The following is a 21,801-nucleotide window of genomic DNA, read 5'->3' as shown; positions in this document are numbered from 1 at the left end:
CTCCAAATTTCAGTAATTGCCCGACTCTAAATTGAGTAATCTAAGTTTTCGCTCTACACCACCAGCGTAACCCGACAGCTTTCCATTCTTACCCACTACTCGATGACAAGGGACAACAATAGACAGCGGATTCTTGCCATTCGCCGTCCCAACCGCCCTTACCGCTTTCGGGTTACCCACTCGATTGGCAAGCTCTTGATAGCTGATTGCTTCACCATATGGGATCTCACACAGAGCTTGCCAAACCTTACGTTGAAACTCAGTCCCTATAGCTGCTAACGGCAAAGTAAACGCCTGACGCTCACCAGCAAAATACTCTTTTAGCTCGATTTCAGCTTGTCTCAATAACGGATAGCTTGGGTTGTGCTCCCCAAGTTCATCTGGGCAGGTAGTGTGCTGCTCAAACCAAATACCCAGTAAGCCTTCACTATTCGCTTGCACAGTAATAGGCCCTAGTTCACTAGTGAATACAGTGTAATAGTTCATGAGAAATGACTCCAACAGTGAAGAGTGGCATAACTGCCCCAGGGTGCAGTATGCTCTGCATTGACTTCGTTATGATCAACCAAATATTTTTTAACAATAAGATCTGAGCTAAGTAGCAAATCTGGGGACGATAAGCCGCGCATTTTTGCATAGTTGACGGTCCAAGGCCCAATTCCTTTTAGCGACAACCAATTATCAGGGTGATCGTCTGGGTGTTCGCCTAGATGGCTGGCAAGTCGCGATAAGGTTAATTTCCTGCTTTCGGGCATTCGCAAAAAACTTAGGTCTTTTCCCGCGACATAGTCAGGGGTCGGAAACACTCGCTGGCCTGAAAGGCGCTGATCCATAGTCTCAGTCAAAAGATTGAGCTGACCTATCGCGGCCTTCACAGATACCTGCTGTCCAAGCACCGCCCGTGCGCCCGCCTCCCAAGCCGACCAAACTCCAGGCAATCTAAGACCAGGCTTTAAAATAAGCCCCTCATCAACAGTGTTTAGGTGAGACTCGACAGCAGTCATGTCAGTATCAAGATCGAATACACGCTTAATGCCACTTAACAAACTTGCCAACTTGGTGACCTGCTCTAGTTCAAACTCGACTTTGACCGTCTGCGTCCCGTTTAGGTCTGCATACAAGCGGAACCAACCTAGCGTCCCATCGATATCAAGGTAGCGCTCATAGCTTTGCTCGGTGACGTACTCAACGCCGCTGATCGCACGCTTTTGAAGGAAACTGAGCATTGCTAACCAGTCATACGCGCCACGATAGGCCAGATAGACTTCGTTGCGGGCAGTAACTTTGCCATCTCCGCGACGCAATTGTGATGGGGTTAACCTAAGCGTCTTCTTAAACGCATCATTAAAACGCCGTACGCTATTAAAGCCGCAGGCAAAACCGATGTCTGCGATAGATAAATGACTATGATGGAGAAGCTGCTTAGCAAACATCAATTGATGATACTGGGCGTATTTCTTAGGTGATAAACCAAGGTGCTCTTGAAATAGCTGGCGTAGATAGCGGCTACTAATGCCCAAACGCTCGCTGAGCGCCTCACAGCTCGACTGATTCAGCGCCCCTTGCTCAATAAGTGTCAGAGCGCGACGAAAACTGGTTTCCGCGCCAAGCCAAGCCCATGAGTTAGGAGCACTTTCCGGACGACAACGCAAACACGGACGATATCCCGCCTCAAGGGCAGCGTGAGCATGCTGAAAATAACGCACGTTGTCCTCTTTCGCCAAATTCGCAGGACAAATCGGCCGACAAAAAATTCCTGTTGTTTTCACAGCAACGAAAAACACACCATCGAAGCGGGCGTCACGAGCTAGCCTCGCCTGCTGATACTGTTCTTTGGTCATTGAGATTACTGTCACCATGTCGCCTCATTCTTTTTATCATTAGTGTCCAGTGTAAACCAAGTTAGGTCCGTCGTTAGCCATTTTCGGAACTCAACATAGGATAATTTTCGCAAGGAAAGCTTCATCACATTGTCATCTAAGTTTCAAATTTTCACGTAAAAGTAACGACTTACTAAGTGCTTAAATTAATCGTCTGGCAAAATTTCAAAAAACGCCAAAGCTCTGTCTATACTGAGGCAGAGTTTGATGATAAACGTCATTTTATGAGGGTGGCTATGTCTAATGTAGATTTTCGTCTTGGAAAGAAACCGTTCTACGATAACAAGCGGTTTCGACGTGGGTTTGCAAAATCCGGGGACTTTACCATTGCTGAAGAGGAGATATTGATCCGCTTCGGAGATACGATGAACTTACTTGAAGGCGGCGAGCTCGTGCCAGAGTCTGAAGGGGAGCGTCATTTTCTGCAAGTCGTTGCCGATGAGAAGCAAGCAAAAAGCAAGCTTGAGAAAACGTGGATCAAGTACATCCATCTAGCTCGAGACCGGAAGAAGTTCCATACCCTTAATGGGAAAAAGGCGGCCGCGACCGAAAGTGTCGAGGATGAGACTGATTATGATGATAGTAATGACGATATTGGTAATGACATCGTTGATGATGAGGCTCGTTCAGACGACTAAATCCCAGCTTCGCGTTTAACGGTTCATCTGAAGACTGTAGCCCAATTTGGAAATTGGGCTACAACTGTTGTTCTTAAGCTGAAAACTATATGTCTACGCTGGAATCAACTTCCATTTAATGACGGATCGTGATTTTGGAATTCGACAACAATTACAATAATAGCTTACGTTGCCACACGCTTTCATAGCATCCAGCTTTGTGTCGCAATCAGGACAAAATGGCGTTTTATTGAAGCTCACCTGACACTGAGTGCAAGTGCGACCTTCCTCATTTTTCACTTCAATCTTGCATGTTGGGCAGGCCAACGTTAGTGCTTGAATCGCTGCGTGATCCATGTTCTACCTTTTACTTAACGCTTCTCTCAACCGGTTCAAGAAGGCAAACAACTACAGATAGCTCAGTATAATTGCTCACCGACTTTGATGACAAAACCACCAAGCACTGACAATTAGAGTTTTAAATAGGTAAATCAGCCATCTATTTAAGTCATAAATGACTCACCGACACCTCGCAACTCAACCAAGGCTAAATTGGCAATCTATGGGTATTTTTAACTTCTTTAATACCAATGCTAGATTGAATTGAGAAAACACTCGGTAGTTTTCTCAGTTCAGATACTCGCTCATAATATTGGTCGAGATCATAAGCGACAATTTGAACAATGTAATCCGCATCACCGGCAATACAAAAGCATGTGATGACCCAACTCAACGCATTGACCGCGGCTTCAAACTTCTCGGTATCGGTAGGATGATGGCTACTCAAACGAACTTGGCTAAATCCAACAACTTGCAACCCTAACTTCTTACGATCCAAGCTCGCATGATAGCCCGTAATATAGCCATCTTGTTCAAGCTTCTTCCATCGTCTCCAACAAGGACTATCACTTAAGCTAACGCGCTCTGCCAACTCGCTCACCGTAATCCGGCTATCACCTTGTAGCTCTTCAAGTATGTTTATATCCATTCTACTGAGACTATCGGTATTTTGTTTCATTTATCAGCCTAATATAGAAAATTTATTTCATACTGGCTCTATTTTGATGATAAATCAACCAACTTGTTTCAGGTGGATTTTGCATACTCATGGCTCCTTCATAAAAACGTGAGACGACTATGAACACGCCAGAGCTGATTACATTAATTGCCCTAACCATCATTACCGTTATCGTTCCAGGTCCCGACTTTCTCATTGTGTCCCGCAATGCGGTAGTGCACTCAAGAAAGGCTGGATGGTTGACTGCTTGTGGTGTGGCTAGCGCCGTTTGGATACATATTTCTTACTCTATTGGACTAGTTCATTTGGCTTCTTCTCACTCCCAATGGCTTTTCCAAGGGATGAAATACGCTGGTGCGTGCTATCTCACTTATTTGGGGTATCAATCTTTGAAGACGAGACAAGACGATGTTGACTTAGCTAAAACAAGATCGAATAGCAACTTTTGGTTGCAAGGCTTTATCAACAACGCCCTTAATCCTAAAGCGACGCTTTTCTTCATAAGTGTGTTTAGCCAAGTCATATCCAGCGACACTTCAATTTGGGTACAAGTTGAATATGGCCTTGTCATCACCGCCATTTGTTTAGCCTGGTTTCTCCTCCTTCCCTACTTTTTGACCACCAAACCGTTTAGGTCATTGGTCAATACTTATATCGCGCCGATAGAGAAGTTCGCAGGAGTACTGTTTATTGGGTTTGGGCTATACACCATGTTGGGTTGACCCATCGCCTGATCATTGAGCTAAGATTTAACAAACACAGTTTTATCGATTGCCACCCCAGAAATGAGAGTAAGAGTCATTTACAATATAAGACATTAAAGATGCGACATCTGCCCATTCACTGCGGGTAAGGAGAACACCATGACCACAACCATCACTCAATGGTTAGCACGAGATCCGGATTCAAAAACTCGTCAAGAGCTGCAACAGCTTATCGATAGTAACAATCAACAAGAGCTGGCTGATAGATTCAGTGCTCGTCTAGCGTTTGGTACCGCAGGACTCAGAGGAAAAGTCGGCGCAGGCCCCAACCGAATGAATCGACTCGTCATCCAAGAAACCGCAACAGGACTTGGGCAATATCTGCTTGAGCAAATAGACAATGCGGACACGCGAGGTGTGATTGTCGGCTATGATGGTCGAATCGATTCAAAACAGTTTGCTCACGATACCGCCAGTGTGCTTACCGCAATGGGTATTAAGGTCTATTTGACCAGCCAAGTAGCGGCAACGCCGATTGTCGCGTTTGGCGTGAAAAAATTTAACGCGGCGGCGGCAGTCGTTGTCACCGCGAGCCACAATCCGCCGGAATATAACGGCTTTAAAGTCTATTGGGAAAATGGCGCGCAAATCATCCCGCCTCATGACACTGGCATCGCGACGAATATTGACCAAGCCACCACCAAGCCACTCACATTAATGTCCCTAGAGCAAGCGAGCGAACAAGGCCTGCTGGAATGGCTAAAAGAAGACTACTACCAATCCTATCGCATTGCGATGAATGGCAATCCACTACTTAAACGTAGTAATCACACTGATGTTTCCATTGCCTATACTGCGATGCATGGTGTGGGCGCCGAGATGGCAGAAACCTTGCTTGCCGATGCCGGATTTCAGAACGTTGCCAGCGTTGCAGAGCAGCGTGAGCCTGATGGCACCTTCCCCACCGTCAATTTCCCAAATCCAGAAGAAGCGGGCGCTATGGATTTGGTGATGGCACTTGGCAAAACGCACAACGCGGACATCGCCTGCGCAAACGACCCAGACGCGGATCGCTTCGCCGTTGCGGTAAGACGCGAAGATGGCGAGTATCAAATGTTAACCGGTGACCAAGTCGGAGCGCTGTTTGCCGATTACCTATTGAAAAATAACCCAAATGCGCTGGTTGGCAATACGATTGTGTCTTCCAGATTATTGAGTGCGATAGCCAAAGCGCACGGCGCACAATACTACCAAACACTCACCGGTTTTAAATGGCTCACCAACGTCGCTATGGAGCAGCAAAGTGAAGTCCATCCGTTCCTATTCGCTTATGAGGAAGCACTAGGCTACACCATCGGAAATCAAGTGTGGGATAAAGATGGTCTGTCTGCTTTGGTTGCCTTTGCCCAACTAACAAGCGAGCTAAAAGCACAAGGTAAAACCATCTGGGATAAACTCGAAGCCTTGTATCGACAACATGGCTTCTACTGCAATGCGCAGCGCAGTATTGCGCTCGACCCAAACTCGCCACCGATCGGTGACAAGTTACGCCAGCAACCACCAACCCAGATTGCAGGGCAAAAGGTCGTCGTGACAGAGGATCTTAAGTCTTCAACACGCTTGTTAGCCAATGGTTCGACAGAGACTATCAATCTACCATCCAGTGATGTGCTCATCTATATCCTAGAAGATCAGTCACGAGTTATCGTGCGCCCTTCTGGCACCGAGCCTAAATTGAAGTGTTATTACGAAGTGATCAGCGATTTTCCCGCTAGCATGGATTACGCATCAGCCAACCAACATGCAGAAGACAAAATGAACACGCTTATTTTGGCACATCAACAGAGTCTATAAGTACAAACAGGGAGCGACTCATCGCTCCCTGTTTTTATTGCCTTAGTGACTTATTGACTTAGTGACTTAGTGACTTACAAATACTTGCCTACAAAAGAGACCACAGTAGGAACGTATTTTGGCGAATCGAACACGTCAGCGCTATGACCTACCCCTTTTTCAATATACAGCGCATTCTCCACACCAAACTCATCAAGCTTAGCCTTGAGCAGCTCACTTTGTGAATGCGGCACACGCTTATCTTCATCACCATGAAGGAGTATGTACGCTGGCGAGTCGGCACCAATATAAGTGGTTGTGGAGGCCTCAATCGCCACATCAGGAATATCACTCGGAATCCCACCTAAAAAACGTGATACGGAAGACTTCGCTGACGCCTTTTTATTTCCTTTATTACCCAGAGCCAACAGATCCGTCGGCCCAAAGAAGCTCACCACAGCCGCTACTTGGTAGTTTGGCGAAGAGATAAAACCAACTTCTTTGTGCGTATTGAGAGCCCCGACGAGCCCCGCCAAGTGACCACCCGCAGAACGCCCCATCAGTACTACTTTGTTTGCATCAACTTGGTATTGCGCAGCTTTTTCGTACAAATAGTTGAGCGCATCGTTGATGTCCGCCACTGGCGCTGGAAAAGTAGCCTCTCCACTCAGACGGTAATCCACTGAAGCGAGCGCGTAACCGCGCTCTAGAAACGAGTTCAGTAACCGTGGATTCTTGGTCGGGATGGCATCTTTCGAGCCTCGTTTCCAAGCACCACCATGTACCCAAATTAATAACGGTGCAGGTTGAGTCTTTGTGACGGTTGGCAAGTACAAATCCAAAGCCAATGTCTTGTCACCGACCTGTTTAAAAACAATGTCTTTACGAACGGTATAGTTGGCGTTCGCTAAGCTAACGGGCAGCAGAAAAAGCAGCATGATTATCAGTGTTTTTTTCATCAATAGTTCTCTATCTCAAAGGCGCGAGACAAAGCCGCACGCCAAAACAAAACAGTCAGGTTTAGAACGAAGTGTTGATAGCCAACCAGTAACGGCGCCCATCTTCAACATAACCGTACTCTTCATAATTCGTTTGCTTATCAAGTAGGTTATAGATACCCGCCATCAAACGTACATTGTTTGAAACTTGCCAGTTCCCACCCACATCAACGTAAGTCACCGCGGGAGCAAGACTATTGCGTGAGTCTTTCGTTATCGTATCTGCCTCTTTGTCACGATATGAAACACGCAGCCAAGAACGAATATCTGGACGAATCGCCCAGTCAGCGTTCAGATTAGCAAGGTGCCTAGGCATTTGAGTCAACGGCTGTCCTTTATCCGCACCCGATTTTTTCTCACTATGCGTAAAGGTATAGCTGGCAGCGATTTTTACTGAGTCCGTTAGCTGTTTGGCTATTGCAGCTTCTGTACCATAGGTAACGGCATCCTCAATATTGACGTAGGTCGCATCACATGCTCTCCCCGTACAACTGTCATCAAGATTGACCTTGTCAATTTTGTCCTTAAAGTCGTTATAAAACAGCGTGATATTTGATGTTAAAGAGCGGGAGCCAACAAAATAAACCCCGAGCTCGGTATTCACCGACGTTTCTGGTTTTAGGTCTGGGTTGCCGTAAACATCACATCGGCCGTTACAGCTCTCTTGAACCCAATCGCCTTCCATCTCGGTAAGACTCGGCGCTTTATAACCCGTGGAAACACCGCCCTTCACCGTCCAAGCTTGATCCACACTCCAAACCCCGTATAAACGCGGACTAAACTGTGATTCAAACTGCTGATTATTGTCGTAACGAAGTCCAGCTGTTAGGGTGAAATTATCGAGAAGATACCATTCATCTTCGGCGAACAGTGACCACTGAGCGTTCTTAAATACATACTGGGTATTATCAAGTTCTTGCTGCTCAAAGGCTGCGCCGAGTGTTAGGAAGTGATCGCTCAACGGCAACGACCATTGAGAGTTAACATTGGTATTTTCAACCGTTAGCTCTCGACCAACGTTTTCTACCCGCTCCTGACTCACATAGGACGCGCCGCTACCCCAAAGGTAATTGCCATCGTGAGCAAGGCCAATAGCATTGCGATTATTTTGGGTTTCTGACGTTGAGGTTCGAGTTTTCCCTTCTGTATTCACTCGCTTTTGATCGTGATACGCATAGTCGAGCGTAAAAGTGTCCGTGTCCGTTGGTGTGAGGTACAAAGAGGCGCGATAGTTTTCTAGATCTTTACCACCGTTGGCATACAGTATTTCATCTTCAACCCGCTCTTGATATAAACCAGTGACAGAAGCACTAAGTAGATCTTTGATGATCGGCCCCGCTAAATGCAGCTCCCCTTGATACTCGTTACCAGACTTCGGGTTTTCTTGCAGAGTCGTCTCAGCACGCAAATTGCCGTGCCACTCTTGATAGTCTTTGCGGGTAATCACATTAATCACCCCACCAATCGCATCGGAACCATACAAGGTTGACATCGGTCCCCGCACAACTTCTATTCGCTCAATAGCGCTCAAAGGCGGGAGCCAATCTTGTTCAAAACCACCACCGCTGCTCACTTGTGTTTGACGGCCTGACTGTTTGCGTCCATCAACAAGGATCGCCGTATAATCTGACGGCATACCTCGCAGCGAAATCTCTTGCCGAGAGCCACCACCGGTAACGACGACACCAGGTAGGTCTTTGATGGCATCTGTGAGATCACGATAAGCGCGATTTTCAATCTGTTCTCGGTCAATCACGCTGATCGATGCCGGAGCCTGAGTGACGAGTTGTTCGTGACCAGAAGCAGTGACAACCATGGTCTCCATAGCTTCTGAAGCCTTCTCGTCAGAAACAGCAGGAAAAGATAAGGTAAACAAGCTGATGCAAGCGGCACCAGCATAGCTAGAAACGTTAAGGTGGTGAATAGACGACATGGGTTGGCAAACTTTCTTGTTATTGATAATCGTTATCAATTAAACAGTCAAAACAGTTTCACCACAACCATTACAGTATCTAGAACATCGAATGTGGCTATCCGCATTGTGCATAACATCTGCCGTATTTATGCCATATTTATGCCACTGCTTGCCCATCAGCATATTGTTTTTTAAACAGATCTCGAATCCACTCACACATTGAATCCTCATGAAATCGCTTGTGCCAGTAGAGGTAGACAGATTGAAAGTCCAGTTTTAGCTCTTCAGGTACCTCACGAACGATCAGCCTATCGTCTCTCGCAGCTTCTTGCGCGAAAGGCGTGGGAAGGTGGAAAATAACATCGGACTCAGCAGCAATACTTGCCGCAGAACTGAAATGACTTAGTCTCACTGGTATAGACAGGCGATTCTTGCGATCGACTAAGCCCAACTCAATAAATTTATGCTCAAAAGAGAGGGTTTGCTCTCCCTGCAAAGATATTTGCCCAAAGTGACAAGGCAACAAATTTTTAGCACTCAGCGTCTCTTCTGCCAATGGGTGGTCTCGGTTCATTAGCAACTGAAATTCACGTTTAGCCACTAACATTCGGTAAAGGTTTTGTTCCGATGTCGGAGGTTGATGGGATGACAACACAAAATGTACATCTCCGGCCACCAGCGCATCAAAATGGCGTTGTGCGGTCGTATCGATACTCACCACCATATTAGGGGCTCTTTCACGAATCTCGGAGACTATGCTTGGCATTAAGGTATTAACCTGTGGCAGAAGGCCGAAAAACTTCACAACACTGGCGTCTTGTTTTGGCTCAAAAGCCTGTTTGTGAACCAAAACCTCTAGACTGTTGATTACAGTGTTAATGTCCGCCTTGATACTGACCGCTTTTGGGGTGAGTTCATAACCGGCATGAGTTCGAACAAGTAGTTCATCTGAAAACAAAAGTCTCATTTTCTGCAGCGCGCGACTTACAGAAGATTGACTAATATTCATTGCCAAAGCGGTATTCGAGACATGCTTTTCATCCAACAAGGTTTTTAGAATCGTCAGAGAGTTAATATCAAATTGAGATAAGTTCATTAGCTTTGGTGTCTTTATGTGTTTTGTCGTTCAAATAGTACAAGTAATTGCGGACGAACGTAAATATCTAGCTTGTACAACTGACTCCTCAAACCGGAGATTGCTTAACGCTAGTTAAACACTCATAAAATGCATTTGCAGCAGGTGACAATGCGGTCTTTGCTCCCTTTAATACAACCGAAAAGTCACTCGTAAACCACCACTGCTCTGGGTTCACTGCCACCAACGCCTGTTGAGATCGGTTGCTTTCAATAAGATGACTAGGGAGAAAGCTCAAATGCGTCCCCGCCATCGCGAGCAAAGCGCCAGATTCAACGTTCCAACCATCGATAAGTTTTAGTTGTTGGTACTGCTCAACATTCAAAAGCTTACGCATTACCTCAGAAGCATAGCCACCAATGTTAATGCGTCGTCCCTCAAGCGAGTGATTGTTAGTTTCAATTTCCTTTGCAACATCTTCGCGGGCAAAAAGGTAACTCTTTTCAGTGAACAGAAACTCAGCATGACTAAAGGCATCAAGTTGATGTTCAGCGAGAACGACGATCATCATGTCCAGCTGTCCTTTCGCCAGCTTTTCATTAAGCAAGGTGTAATCGCCAACCTCGAGCGTGAGCTCCACACTGTCGCTCAGCTTATAAAAATTTTCGATGGCGGTCGGAACAGGATTGCTAGGAAGCGTAATCGTATTGTCGAGAACACCGACACGCACCTGCCCCGTCAGCTTTGACTGTACGCCCTTCAATTTAAAGGCAAAATCACTGAGCACATTACTCAGTTCATTTGCATAACCATACACAGTGTGTCCCTCACTTGTTAAATCAAACCCACTTCGGCCACGCTTACAAAGCGTCACGCCCAAGCTCTTTTCGAGTTCTATCAACTGATTACTCAGCACAGGCTGACTCAGCCCAGTACTTACGGTAGCATTGCTGATGCCGCCCTGCTCAACGATCTCGCAGAAAATCTCTAATCGTCTCAGGTCACGCTTGTCCAGTTTCTCAATATGAATAGCCATAATTTAATACATAACCAAAAACAAATGTTTGCATCTAATAATATGTATTTATTTGTATGTAACAAGCTGCTAACTTTTTTTATGTGAACTTTATGGATAATTATTTAGGAGCTTAGGATGGCGAACACACAAACAACACGGAAGATTGATGACTTTGAGTTAGAGCCCGTACCCGAGAAGGCAAAACGCTCGTGGTACGTCATCAGTTTAATTTGGCTTGCAATTGGTATTGATATCTCTGGCCTGTTCTTGGGTGCGTTTCTAAGTACCGGACTCACCATTCATGACGCCCTATTTGCGACGTTTGCAGGCTCTGCCGTTCTCGCCGTACTTGCCATGCTTTGCGCTAATATTGGTTTCCAATCTGGCGTCTCCACACCATTAATGAGTAGCTCTGTATTTGGTCGCCACGGTGGTAAGGTCCTCGGCGCCATCAACGGTATTTCTCTTGTTGGCTGGTTCGCGTTTCAGGCGGACTTTTTCGCCTACATACTTGTCGATGCGCTAGCGCAGTATGACATCGTCGTCTCTCACTTTGCTGCGCTTGTTGGCGGTGGTGTGCTGATGATGATCACTGCTATCTATGGTGTCCGAGCGCTCGGTAAGCTCAGCGCCTATTCAGTGCCACTGATGGTGACACTGATTACCGTTGGCCTATTTATGGCAGCAGGTGCACAAAGCGCGGGTGACAAGGTTATTGAATCACCACTCTCTATGGGTGAAGCTATTTCCTATGTCATGTCGATTTGGATCCTCGCTGCAGTCGCGGCTCCTGATATTGCCCGCTACGCGAAAACGCGCAAAGACGCGATTCTTGGTGCCGGCTTTGGCTTCCTATTTGGTAACAGCGCGACGATTGTGGTTGCTTTGCTGCTCACGCAAATGACCGGCTCCGACGACCTAGTGAATGTGTTCTTCGGTATTGGTTTAGGTATGGCAGCGATCATCGTGCTGGTGTTTGCTCAGTGGACGACCAACAGCAGTAACCTTGTCTCAGGCGCTCTGGGCATGTCGGTTGTGTTGCCGAATGTACCGCGTCCTATTTTGGTCATCATTATGACCATTCTTGGCCTTGCTATCGCTCAGCTTGGCATGATCGATATGTTTACTGCATTTCTCACACTTCTAGGTGTGACGATTGCGCCTTCAGCAGGTGTTTACCTCGCTCAATACTACTTCTTGGATAAGTCTGCACTTGAGTTTGAACGTATTCAAAGTGCGCCTAATTGGATGCTAAAAGGCTTGGTGGCCTGGGCATTGGGTAGTGCGGTGAGTGCATGCACCGCTGGCGAGTTCTTCAACCTATTCTCATTAACCAGTATTTCAGCGATTGACGGTATTCTTGCGTCCTTCGTTGCCTACATTGTGCTTGTAAAGCTGTCAGTATCAAATAAGGAAGCGGTTCGTGATTTTCAATGATCAAATGATTGATGACATTGCCCTAGGTGCCACTGTACTTGGCACCGGAGGGGGTGGTGATCCCTACAGTGGTGCGCTGATGGCGAAAGTCGCCATCGCCAATACAAAAAAGCCTGTTGAGCTTATTTCGCTGGATGAGGTGAAAGATGACTGGATGACAGTGCCTTCGTCTATGATCGGCGCACCCACCGTCGCCATTGAGAAACTCAACTCTCAAGATCAAATGTTGGTCGCGTTTGAAGCGATGGAACAAGCCGTCGGTGAGCGTATCGAAGCGACCTTCCCTATTGAGGTTGGCGGTTTCAACTCATTGATCCCAATTTTGGTTGCGGCACAAAAAGGGATCCCAGTGATCGACTGTGATGCTATGGGACGTGCATTCCCAGAGTCACAAATGGTGACCTTTTATTTAGACGGTCTGCCATCCGCGCCCAACACACTTGCTGATGAAAAGGGTAACGTGGTTACTTTGCATCCTATTGACGGTGTTTGGTCTGAGCGATTTGCTCGCCCAATCACTGAGCAAATGGGTGGCTCTGCAGCGATGTGTGATTACCCTATGTATGGTAAAGAGCTCAAACGCAGCGCACTCGGTGAGACCCTGACCAAAGCCATGCAGATAGGTAAAGCCATTCGTGAAGCCAATGCTCGCGGTGACAGTGCGGTCGACGCCGTGTTGGAGATCGTTGAAGGGCATCGAATTATTAGTGGAAAGATTGTCGATATCGATCGAAATACCGGCGGTGGTTTCGTAACTGGCGGTGTCGTCATTGAGCCGCTTAAAACCTCTGAAAGCAATGCGGATCCCGTCTACGTTCATTTCCAAAATGAACTGTTGCTCGCTCACAAGGGAACTAATGCGAGTGATATGACCCAAGAATCGCTCCTAGCTTGCACACCCGATTTAATAAGCATCTTAGACCATGAAACTGGGCAGCCCATCACGACCGAGCAGCTTAGATACGGACAGCGGATTGAGCTTATCGCTTACCCTTGCGACCCCAAATGGCGCACCGCTAAGGGTATCGAAGTCGCCGGTCCCGATTACTTTGGCTATGGCGTGAAATATGTCGCCATTGAGAACCTTTCAACACGCACAAATACGGAGGCAGGACTATGACAACCGCTATTTATCGCCTCGGTATTGATGTCGGTGGAACCAACACAGACGGTGTCCTTTTGGATGAGTCACTCAAGATTATCTCTAAGGTCAAAGTCGCGACAACACACGATATTTCAACGGGCATTGACAACGCCATTGATGAACTGCTTCGCCGAGCAAACCTGACCGGCGAGAGTGTCAAACATGCCATGCTTGGCACGACTCAATGCACCAATGCCATTGTTGAGAAGCGAGGTCTCGACAAGGTAGGCATGCTTCGCCTAGCACTGCCGAGCGGCAGCGCTGTGCCCCTCTTTGTGGTTGGAGCGTATCTTGGCAGACCTTACTCGGCGAGCATTTCTATCAAGCCACGGTGGCTATGAGTACGACGGTCAAAAAATCGCCGACGTGGATGAGAAAGAGATCCGTCAGCTATGTCATAAAATGAGGGGCAAGGTTGATTCTATCGCAATTTGTGGTGTGTTTTCTCCCGTGAACGGTGACCAAGAGCTAATGGTTGAACATTGGGTGAGAGAGGAACTGCCAGAGGTTAATATTTCCCTTTCGCATAAAGTTGGCAGTCTAGGTATCCTAGAGCGTGAGAACGCCACTATTTTAAATGCGGCTCTGCAAGGCACAGCGAAACGCTTTGTCGAAGGATTTTGCCACGCGCTAGAGAAACACCGCATCGCTGTTACGCCCTATTTTGGGCAAAACGACGGAACACTGATGTCGCAAGAATTTGCGCTCAAGTACCCTATTCTTACCGTAGCGTGCGGTCCTACCAACTCCATTCGCGGAGCCAGTCATCTCACTAAGCTTGATGATGCTATTGTGGTCGATGTTGGCGGTACCACATCAGATGTAGGTGCACTAACACATGGCTACCCTCGCGAATCGAGCGTAGCAGTCGAGCTTGGTGAAGTGCGCACCAACTTTCGCATGCCGGACATTTTAGCCATCGCCATTGGTGGGGGAACCAAAGTGATGCTCAACGATGGTGACATTCAGTTAGGCCCTGAAAGTGTCGGTCATGAACTGACTCAAAAGGCACTCAGTTTTGGTGGAGACACGCTAACTCTCACCGACGTAGCACTCACTAAACAAGTGATGGAATGGACTGGTAAGGCAAAGCAAGAGTCTATTGATTTTGCACCAGAAATGGCTGATCAGATTTACTCAAATATGGTGGAAAAGGTTGAAGATGCCATCGACAGAATGAAGACCTCCGCCACCAAAGTGCCGGTTATTCTCGTTGGCGGTGGCAGCGCGCTAATGCCCAACGAGTTTGAAGGTGTCAGCTCAGTCGTTCGTCCTGAGCACTTTGAAGTCGCCAATGCGATTGGTGTCGCGCTCGGTGAGATATCAGGTCAGTTAGACAAGATTGTCCCCATCGAGCCAAATCAGCGAGCTGAGGTACTGGCTGATTTGGAGAGAGAAGCCTGCCAACTCGCCATGGAAGCCGGTGCGTGCGCAAACAGCGTTTCGGTAATCGAGCGCAGTGAAATACCGCTCAGTTACCTGCAAGGGAACATGGTACATGTCAAAATAAAAGCCGCAGGCAAAATTGCGTGATAACTGACACTGACACTGACAGAAATAAAACGCCCCTTCGGACGATAAGTCGACAGGGCGTTCTACTCACTCAAAATGCATAAAAATGGGCTCTGGTCAATGCTTCATAAAGTTACAACTCGACCTCATGTACTAAAGCAAGTCAACACCACACTGTTTGGTAATAGTTTTCTTGGCAAGTAACGTTATTTCTTTAAATCTATCCATAGAGCCAAAACGAGCAAAATGAGGTTCTACAAGATCACACGATCCATCAACAACGAGTGCTAACCTCATCAACGCAACAGCGTCACTCGGATCCATCTTCAGTTGCTCAAGGCTTACTTTAAACGCAGCTTGGAAGTTATCTTGCTGATAATAAGCATCGTATCTTTGAGATAGCTCCGTATATTCTGTTGAGATGGGAGTATCATTTGCAATAGCAGATAAAGAAAGCGCCAAAGCTAGCGAATAACCAAATCTCCGGCACCATTTGGAACTTTGGACAAAAAGTCTTTCCATTGTCCAGGATGAATTGTTGGGCAACCAGCAGAACCTTTCCATGTTGTTTTGTACCCCCAATGTACATGAATGTAATTAGCTTTTTTTCCATAAGCTGGAAAATTAGGATTACTATTTAGAGTTGGCACAAACTGATTATCGTTTACCACTAACGCCGGTAAATTTTTATGTGTGCCATGTTTGATGTTATATGTTCCTGAACGAATGTATGGATAGGCAGCGTGCCCGCTAATTTGGGGCTCTCTTGGTTTATAAGGGTTCGGCGTCGAACTACCTTTAAAGGTACCTAACACATCCCCCTTTTCATCGTAAATCACTACTTTTTGTGAGTAGACTGGGTCAACCGTTGTGCCTTCTTTTTCAAAAACAATTTTCCATTTTTTACGCTCCATAATCACCTCACTTGCAACAGATGAGCAGTAGCGATAGTAACCCTATTAGAAAGCGACGAATGAAACAGAAAGACAATCTGCGATCACTTCTTGGTAGGCTAGCACTTCACTACTACTTTCGCTGGTTATGTGCAATCGTGATTAGTACCTAAAACGACGGATCTGACTATCCAATTCAGTCGTGTTCAAAGTGATGGCTTCCGCTAAGGCTTGCAGTTCATTGTTAACACTGCGCATGTCTGCTGCGCTAGAATCAAGCTCGCGCATATCCCCTGCAACGGTATTGCTCACATTGGACTGCTCTTCACAAGCACTCGCGACAGAATCAACCATGGCGTTGATGCTGGTCACGGCTTCAATCATCTTAGTGAGCGCAAGCTGCGCTTCATCAGAGCTTACCTTTGTGAGTTCCACCAGTTGCTTAGATTCTTGAGTCGCATTAAACGACTCGGTTGCCTCTTGTTGCAGGCTTTCAATAATGGATTCTATTTCGCTGGTAGAGTCGTGAGTCTTGCTTGCAAGGGCGCGAACCTCATCAGCAACAACAGCAAATCCGCGGCCGCTTTCACCGGCTCGCGCCGCTTCAATGGCAGCATTTAGAGCCAAAAGATTGGTTTGCTCAGCAATCGCTTTAATCACTTCAACGACGCGGCCAATATCGTCACTTCGGTTCTTGAGCGCGTTAGCGCGCTCGGCGGCAGTCTCAAGGTTAGCGGACAGGTCTTCTACATTAGAGACATTTTGCATAATCGCTTGTTCGCTTGAAGCCCCAAGAGAAAGTGCATCATTGGATTTGAAAAGAGTGTTCTCTGTGTTCGCTGCAATTTCACTCGTCGCCAGATTAAACTGCTCAATCTTGCTCAGGCTTTCATGAGTGAGCGCCAACTGATTTTCAGTTTGCTGACTTACTGAAGTGCGCACGGAAGTAATAGCAGAGCCATTTTGTTTTAAGCTTTCTGTCGTGCGAGCCGTATCGATAACGATCTCTTGCACTGTCTCTACAAAACGGTTGAACGCCTTGGCCAAATCGCTCACTTCATCGTTTGACGTTGCTTGTACTCTCGATGTTAGATCGCCGCCACCAGCCGCGATATCATTCATACTGCTGGCCATCCCTTTTATTGGGGTCACAACCAAGCGATCCATAATGAAACCAAGCGAGACGATCACCACTAAGTACAAAGTCCCGAACATCAACATCGAGCGAAGCATTAAGCTTTCTAGCTCATTGCGCGCTTGCTCACTATTAAAACCAAGCGAAACAGAGCCAATTGGCAGACCATCCCACTCAATATCAATACGAGATTCAAATTCCGCCGCCTGCTGGCGAATTTGACTCATTTCTTTGCCGTTTTGATCGCGAACCACGATGCTCGAAATGGTGTCATTCTTGATGTAAGCCTCAAGAATGCTGCCAATCAGCGCTTTGTCATACACATACACCGGCTCTTGCAAGATAACTTGCAACTCCTGCTCGATTTCTTCGGTAACCTTCGCGAGATCTGCTTCCACATTTTGCTTAGTCAATACATATTGGGTCGACAAGGCAATCGCTGTAACCAGCGTCATGACGAGTGTCACCACAAGAATAATTTTTTTGGTCAGTTTGTTCATGTTACACCTGTGGTTACTTAGCTAAAGGGTCAAAGAAAAAGTGTTCAGGGATGGCTTTCGTGGCAGCGGTGACATTCGGATTTTCCAACTCAAATACCACGCGCTCACTCAAATTTGCTTGTTGCAATGCAGCTTTAATCTCATTGTCCGCAAAGAACATAGTCTCGTAGAGCCCTTCATTATGGATTTCTAGCATGATGTCATAGAGATGAAGCTTCAATGCATCGTTGCCTTTGCGCACAAACAGGAGATAAGGCATCTTGTAACGAAGCATCACGTTTCCATCGACTTCCAATGGAAGATGCGGGTGAGATTTCACTTCCGCCCAAGGCTCCATTACGCCACGCATAAACGCATCGCAGCGGTTGCCAGCAACCAGCATGTCGAAAATATTTGGGTACTTGAGTGATTTGGCGATCGATAATCCATTCGCTTCCAGAATCTCGGTATCTGCCCACGTTTTTCCTGAGCAAAGTGATAAGCGCTTTAAATCGGCAACAGAGTTAACCGCTGCTAACTTATTGGTTCGCTCTGTGCTTACTAATCCGATACGCATGCCCAACATGCCGCGATAAATGGGAAATGGAATGGCGTCAAAGCGCGTTTCAAGATCTTGGTTGGTCGCAGTCCACACCACGTCTAACGTATCGCTTTCTAAATCAGCAAGTAATCGAGTCCCTGCGGGCTCGCCTGTCTTGGCGTAGATAAAATCGATGGAAGAGTACTGCTCGGAACGAGAAATGATCTCTTTTAATAAGGTTAAATGGAGTTTATCGTCGTCAGGCTTACCGGCTAGCCTTAACGGCTGGGCAACAGACGACAGCGACAATACCCCACACAAAGTAGCCAATAGCAACTTCTTCATGGTGCACCTAACATTCTGATACTAATAACAACCACCGCCATGTAAGAAACAACAGCGGTACAACGGGTTTGTAGGGGAGGGATTTGTCGCATTTACGATCTGCGCCGCAGTATGCCACTCATTTATATTTGTATCGGAATGTAACTACAGAACGATATACAGTCAATCGTTCGCACGGGCAGCAAAGAAAGGTCACCCAGACTTTATCGCTACCATAAAAGCCTGGTACATAGATTTTATTTTACTTAAAAGGTAAAAATCAAAATAACAAACCAGTCAAGGCGCTCTACTAATCACAAAAAATAGTCGGTCACGCCTGGTTGAATTTCATCCAACCAACAAAAATATGCGAGACACCTCATATATTTTTTCATGAGATGCCTCTATTAATAGCGGTTAATGCTGAGACGCATCTGACTCGGTCTCAGGTGACACATCGTCATTTTCCTCATCTACCCACTTCATGAATACCTGATATCCCGCAGTTAAAAACGCGGCACCGATAAACATGCCGAGAATACCGCCAGACATCATGCCACCAATGGCGCCAATGAGCACCACGGGCATAGGAACACTTAACCCTCGCCCAAGCACCATAGGTTTAAGTATGTTGTCCACCAAGCTAGCGGCGATAATCAAGACAGAGAAGATAGTGTTGTGCACGGTCGAGCCATCGGTACTCGACCACAACATAGCGACCGCAACAATCGCAATGATGGTGACAGGCAATTGAGTGATCGCAAAAACTAATGCAATGACCGTTAAAAACGCCGCAGCAGGCACGCCAGCAAGTGCGATGACTGCACCAAAAATGGTTGCTGTCAGGAAAGCAATACCGATAACACCCACTGCCACTTGGCGAATGGTTGCCGTGGTCAAATGATGTAGCTCCGGCCCTTTGTGTTCATCGGAAAAGCTATTAAATATCCGGCGCATTGCTTTAGTGCCATCTTCCGCCCAAGCGAGCATAATCCCAGCAATGATCACTGCTCCAATCAACAAAAAGACACTCCCGGCAGCACCGCTGGCTTTGTTAACAAACCAGGCAGATGCATTTTTAAGCTGTGGCTGATACTTATCGATAAAGTTCGGCAAGTCTCTCGCCGCCTCATTCCACACCGTATAAGCATCTTCACCAATCAATGGCCAATCCTTCACCTTTTGTGGAGGCGCTGGAACATGAAGATCACCTTGTTCATAACTTTGGTAGGTCTGCAGAGTTTTTACCGCGAGTGAATTGCCCACCAAAGCGACAGGCGTACCGAGTACCAACACCCCTATCAAAGCGATGGCAATTGAGCTTCGCTTAGTTGTCCAACCAAACTTAGTCTTTAAAAAATTACGCACTGGAAACAGCGCTATCGCTAGAACCAGCGACCAAAGTAAAATGGGCAGAAAAGGAGCGAATGCCCACCAACACATCAATACAATGAAGGTAATGGTAGAAAAACGTATTAGGGATGCCGTAAAGGCTGAGACAGGGCTTGCTTAAGATTATCGTTGTTCACTTAAGACTCCATTCTTTGACACGAGTAATGATGAAAGTTTGACGATCATCGATGCTGACTATCTATGACCTGATTAGCTAACCCACTGAACTTCCTCCCTAAACAGTGGGCATATGTCAACTATAGTCGACGAACGTTAACTCTCAAGATTCGGCAAAAAGAAAGCCAGCATTTTCAGGCTGGCTAATCGGGAGAACTAGTCTGTAATAGGCTCCTGTAAGGAGGGCTGTACATTTCGCTGCCGGTAGAGGTGAGTGCCCGCTAACAAGATAGCAAGGCCAATTGAAACGAACACGCAGGCATCGGAGATAGAACTTGTTGTTATCGCGATTGAAGCCACAAGAACACCTAAGATCTGACACATACGTCCAAGATAAGCGCCTTGCCGAGTATCGACTTTTGCCTCCTCAGATAAGCTAATAGGTGTGTTTAAGTTCGCTTTTAGCAACGCGATTTCATCCCCACGTTCACCAGAAGTTTCTCGATAGAAGCATCGTGTAGAGATGAAGAAGCCACCCGTTATCACAATATGCGCGACCAGAGTCATGGAAACAAGTAAGTCAACCGACTCTCGATTGGTGAAGCTAGTAGCATCAAACCAAGGCAACAACCAATCCACATTGAAGACAAACTGCATAAAAAACGACACTGCCAATCCAACAGCAATCGTTGCCCAGCCCGACCAATCCGGTGTTTTTAACGTCACAAGAGCAAGCAAAGATGGTATCGCCAATGGCGTTTGTAATAGCGCGCCAAATAGCATCATGATATCGAAGAAGCTGTATTCCTTAATCGACGCAAACAGCAAAGCCGCCAAGATACAGAGCAAACCATTGACTATGGTTGCAACTTTGCCAACAAATAACTGCTTTTGTTCTGTTGCTTTGGGATTGAGCACCGATTGATAAACATTTCGCACAAAAATGCCCGCATTTCGATTCAAAGCAGTCGTCATAGGAGCAATAGTGGCCGCAAGCATTGCTGCAAGCACCAAACCAAGCATCCCGGCAGGCAGGTAATGATCAATGTAATACACATAAGCGGCGTTGTTTGCGCTCTCGGCAAGCTTAGGATAGTGCGCCATAAGATCCACGCCCATCGCTGCGGTTGCCCAGGGAGGAACAAACCACATAACTGGGCCAAAAATAAACAGGATACCTGCGAACATAGCCGCTTTTCTCGCTTCTCTCTCGTTCGTTGTAACCAAAAAACGGTAGCAAGAAAGTGCGTTATTCGCGCTAATCGTTTGCTTGAGGAGCATCATCACCACCCAAAGCCAAAATATTTGCCAATAACTAATGTCTGCTCCCATGTAACTATCAGCAGGATAGCGATTTATTAATGACACCGGACCGCCGATCTCAAGCAAAGCAAATGCCCCAACCGACATAGTAATCGCAACCAGCAAAATGAGCTGAATGACATTGGTTGCTGATACTGTCCAAGAGCCGCCACTCGCGGCAATAAAGGTCACCAATAGGCCGACACCAACAATCGTAACCACAAGATCAATGTTAAAAACCGCTGCCGCGAAGAGGGCCAAACCGTTTAACCAGATCGCCGCAGACATAATAGTCAAAGGAAAAGAGAGCCAGGTATAAACCTGCTCAGATACACGTCCAAACCGAACCTTGATCGCTTCCATAGCCGTTTCGACACGCATCTTGCGATAGCGGGCAGCAAAATACCAAGCCGCCACTAAAAAGCCCAAAGCATTACCCCAAAAAATGAACAATACCTCAGTCCATC

General features: G+C 46.7%; 19 protein-coding genes and 1 pseudogene. 6 read left to right on the top strand and 14 right to left on the bottom strand.

The window, feature by feature from the left end; genetic code table 11:
• Positions 1-9: 9 nt before the first annotated feature.
• Positions 10-486, bottom strand: a complete 477-nt coding sequence (locus TZ48_RS12695; RefSeq protein ID WP_112479426.1) for a methylated-DNA--[protein]-cysteine S-methyltransferase — start codon at positions 484-486, stop codon at positions 10-12.
• Entirely contained in the window at positions 483-1,859 is a 1,377-nt protein-coding gene (locus TZ48_RS12690; protein WP_112479425.1) for a DNA-3-methyladenine glycosylase 2 family protein, read from the bottom strand. Before TZ48_RS12690 ends, TZ48_RS12695 begins: the two co-directional genes overlap by 4 nt.
• 257 nt (positions 1,860-2,116) lie before the next feature.
• On the opposite strand from TZ48_RS12690, the gene TZ48_RS12685 reads away from it, so the two are divergent.
• A complete protein-coding gene (locus TZ48_RS12685) occupies positions 2,117-2,518 on the top strand; it encodes a MaoP family protein (protein WP_112479531.1) in 402 nt (133 codons plus the stop codon).
• 93 nt (positions 2,519-2,611) lie between these two features.
• Here the strand turns inward: TZ48_RS12685 and TZ48_RS26350 are convergent, their stop codons facing one another.
• Positions 2,612-2,854 (bottom strand): YfgJ family double zinc ribbon protein, encoded by a 243-nt coding sequence (locus TZ48_RS26350; RefSeq protein ID WP_112479424.1) that lies wholly within the window; start codon positions 2,852-2,854, stop codon positions 2,612-2,614.
• Between the two features lie 190 nt (positions 2,855-3,044).
• Complete coding sequence (locus TZ48_RS12675) at positions 3,045-3,515, bottom strand: Lrp/AsnC family transcriptional regulator (protein WP_112479423.1); 471 nt, start codon at positions 3,513-3,515, stop codon at positions 3,045-3,047.
• Between the two features lie 119 nt (positions 3,516-3,634).
• Between TZ48_RS12675 and TZ48_RS12670 the strand changes: the two genes are divergently transcribed.
• Entirely contained in the window at positions 3,635-4,237 is a 603-nt protein-coding gene (locus TZ48_RS12670) for a LysE family translocator (RefSeq protein WP_112479422.1), read from the top strand.
• Between the two features lie 141 nt (positions 4,238-4,378).
• Positions 4,379-6,073: a phospho-sugar mutase gene (locus TZ48_RS12665; RefSeq protein WP_112479421.1), complete on the top strand. Its 1,695-nt coding sequence runs from the start codon at positions 4,379-4,381 to the stop codon at positions 6,071-6,073.
• 74 nt (positions 6,074-6,147) lie between these two features.
• On the opposite strand, the gene TZ48_RS12660 is transcribed toward TZ48_RS12665, so the two are convergent.
• The 4 genes from TZ48_RS12660 to TZ48_RS12645 form a co-directional block, all read right to left on the bottom strand.
• Positions 6,148-7,011, bottom strand: coding sequence for an alpha/beta hydrolase (locus TZ48_RS12660; RefSeq protein ID WP_112479420.1), 864 nt, complete (start codon positions 7,009-7,011; stop codon positions 6,148-6,150).
• 61 nt (positions 7,012-7,072) lie between these two features.
• A complete protein-coding gene (locus TZ48_RS12655) occupies positions 7,073-8,983 on the bottom strand; it encodes a TonB-dependent receptor domain-containing protein (protein ID WP_476723317.1) in 1,911 nt (636 codons plus the stop codon).
• A gap of 139 nt (positions 8,984-9,122) precedes the next feature.
• On the bottom strand, positions 9,123-10,061 hold the full coding sequence (locus tag TZ48_RS12650) for a LysR family transcriptional regulator (protein ID WP_112479419.1): 939 nt from the start codon (positions 10,059-10,061) through the stop codon (positions 9,123-9,125).
• Between the two features lie 88 nt (positions 10,062-10,149).
• Complete coding sequence (locus tag TZ48_RS12645) at positions 10,150-11,076, bottom strand: LysR family transcriptional regulator (protein ID WP_112479418.1); 927 nt, start codon at positions 11,074-11,076, stop codon at positions 10,150-10,152.
• A 117-nt stretch (positions 11,077-11,193) separates the two neighbouring features.
• Here TZ48_RS12645 and TZ48_RS12640 point away from each other — a divergent pair, with 117 nt between their 5' ends.
• The 3 genes and pseudogenes from TZ48_RS12640 to TZ48_RS12630 all read left to right on the top strand — a co-directional run bounded on the left by TZ48_RS12640 (position 11,194) and on the right by TZ48_RS12630 (position 15,172).
• Positions 11,194-12,495 carry a cytosine permease gene (locus TZ48_RS12640; protein ID WP_112479417.1) on the top strand — a complete coding sequence of 434 codons (1,302 nt, stop codon included), beginning with the start codon at positions 11,194-11,196 and terminating at the stop codon, positions 12,493-12,495.
• Positions 12,482-13,615 carry a DUF917 domain-containing protein gene (locus TZ48_RS12635; protein WP_112479416.1) on the top strand — a complete coding sequence of 378 codons (1,134 nt, stop codon included), beginning with the start codon at positions 12,482-12,484 and terminating at the stop codon, positions 13,613-13,615. Before TZ48_RS12640 ends, TZ48_RS12635 begins: the two co-directional genes overlap by 14 nt.
• Positions 13,612-15,172 (top strand): annotated as a pseudogene (locus tag TZ48_RS12630) (hydantoinase/oxoprolinase N-terminal domain-containing protein). Before TZ48_RS12635 ends, TZ48_RS12630 begins: the two are co-directional and overlap by 4 nt.
• Positions 15,173-15,304: 132 nt before the next feature.
• Here the strand turns inward: TZ48_RS12630 and TZ48_RS12625 are convergent.
• The 6 genes from TZ48_RS12625 to TZ48_RS12600 form a co-directional block, all read right to left on the bottom strand.
• Entirely contained in the window at positions 15,305-15,613 is a 309-nt protein-coding gene (locus TZ48_RS12625; RefSeq protein WP_112479415.1) for a hypothetical protein, read from the bottom strand.
• A 2-nt stretch (positions 15,614-15,615) separates the two neighbouring features.
• On the bottom strand, positions 15,616-16,065 hold the full coding sequence (locus TZ48_RS12620; protein ID WP_112479414.1) for a hypothetical protein: 450 nt from the start codon (positions 16,063-16,065) through the stop codon (positions 15,616-15,618).
• A 141-nt stretch (positions 16,066-16,206) separates the two neighbouring features.
• The gene (locus TZ48_RS12615; protein WP_112479413.1) at positions 16,207-17,679 is read right to left on the bottom strand and encodes a methyl-accepting chemotaxis protein; all 1,473 of its coding nucleotides are present in this window, start codon (positions 17,677-17,679) and stop codon (positions 16,207-16,209) included.
• 13 nt (positions 17,680-17,692) lie between these two features.
• Entirely contained in the window at positions 17,693-18,544 is an 852-nt protein-coding gene (locus tag TZ48_RS12610) for a type 2 periplasmic-binding domain-containing protein (RefSeq protein ID WP_112479412.1), read from the bottom strand.
• Between the two features lie 396 nt (positions 18,545-18,940).
• Positions 18,941-19,999 carry an AI-2E family transporter gene (locus TZ48_RS12605; protein WP_239670853.1) on the bottom strand — a complete coding sequence of 353 codons (1,059 nt, stop codon included), beginning with the start codon at positions 19,997-19,999 and terminating at the stop codon, positions 18,941-18,943.
• A 249-nt stretch (positions 20,000-20,248) separates the two neighbouring features.
• On the bottom strand, positions 20,249-21,801 hold a 1,553-nt coding region (locus TZ48_RS12600; RefSeq protein WP_112479410.1), incomplete at its 5' end, for a sodium:solute symporter family transporter.

Origin of the sequence: Vibrio variabilis (genome assembly GCF_003263785.1) — a bacterium.
In the GTDB taxonomy this organism is placed as follows: domain Bacteria; phylum Pseudomonadota; class Gammaproteobacteria; order Enterobacterales; family Vibrionaceae; genus Vibrio; species Vibrio variabilis.
The sequence above is the reverse complement of the archived record's forward strand: the minus strand, read 5'-3'. Positions and strand labels throughout refer to the sequence as shown.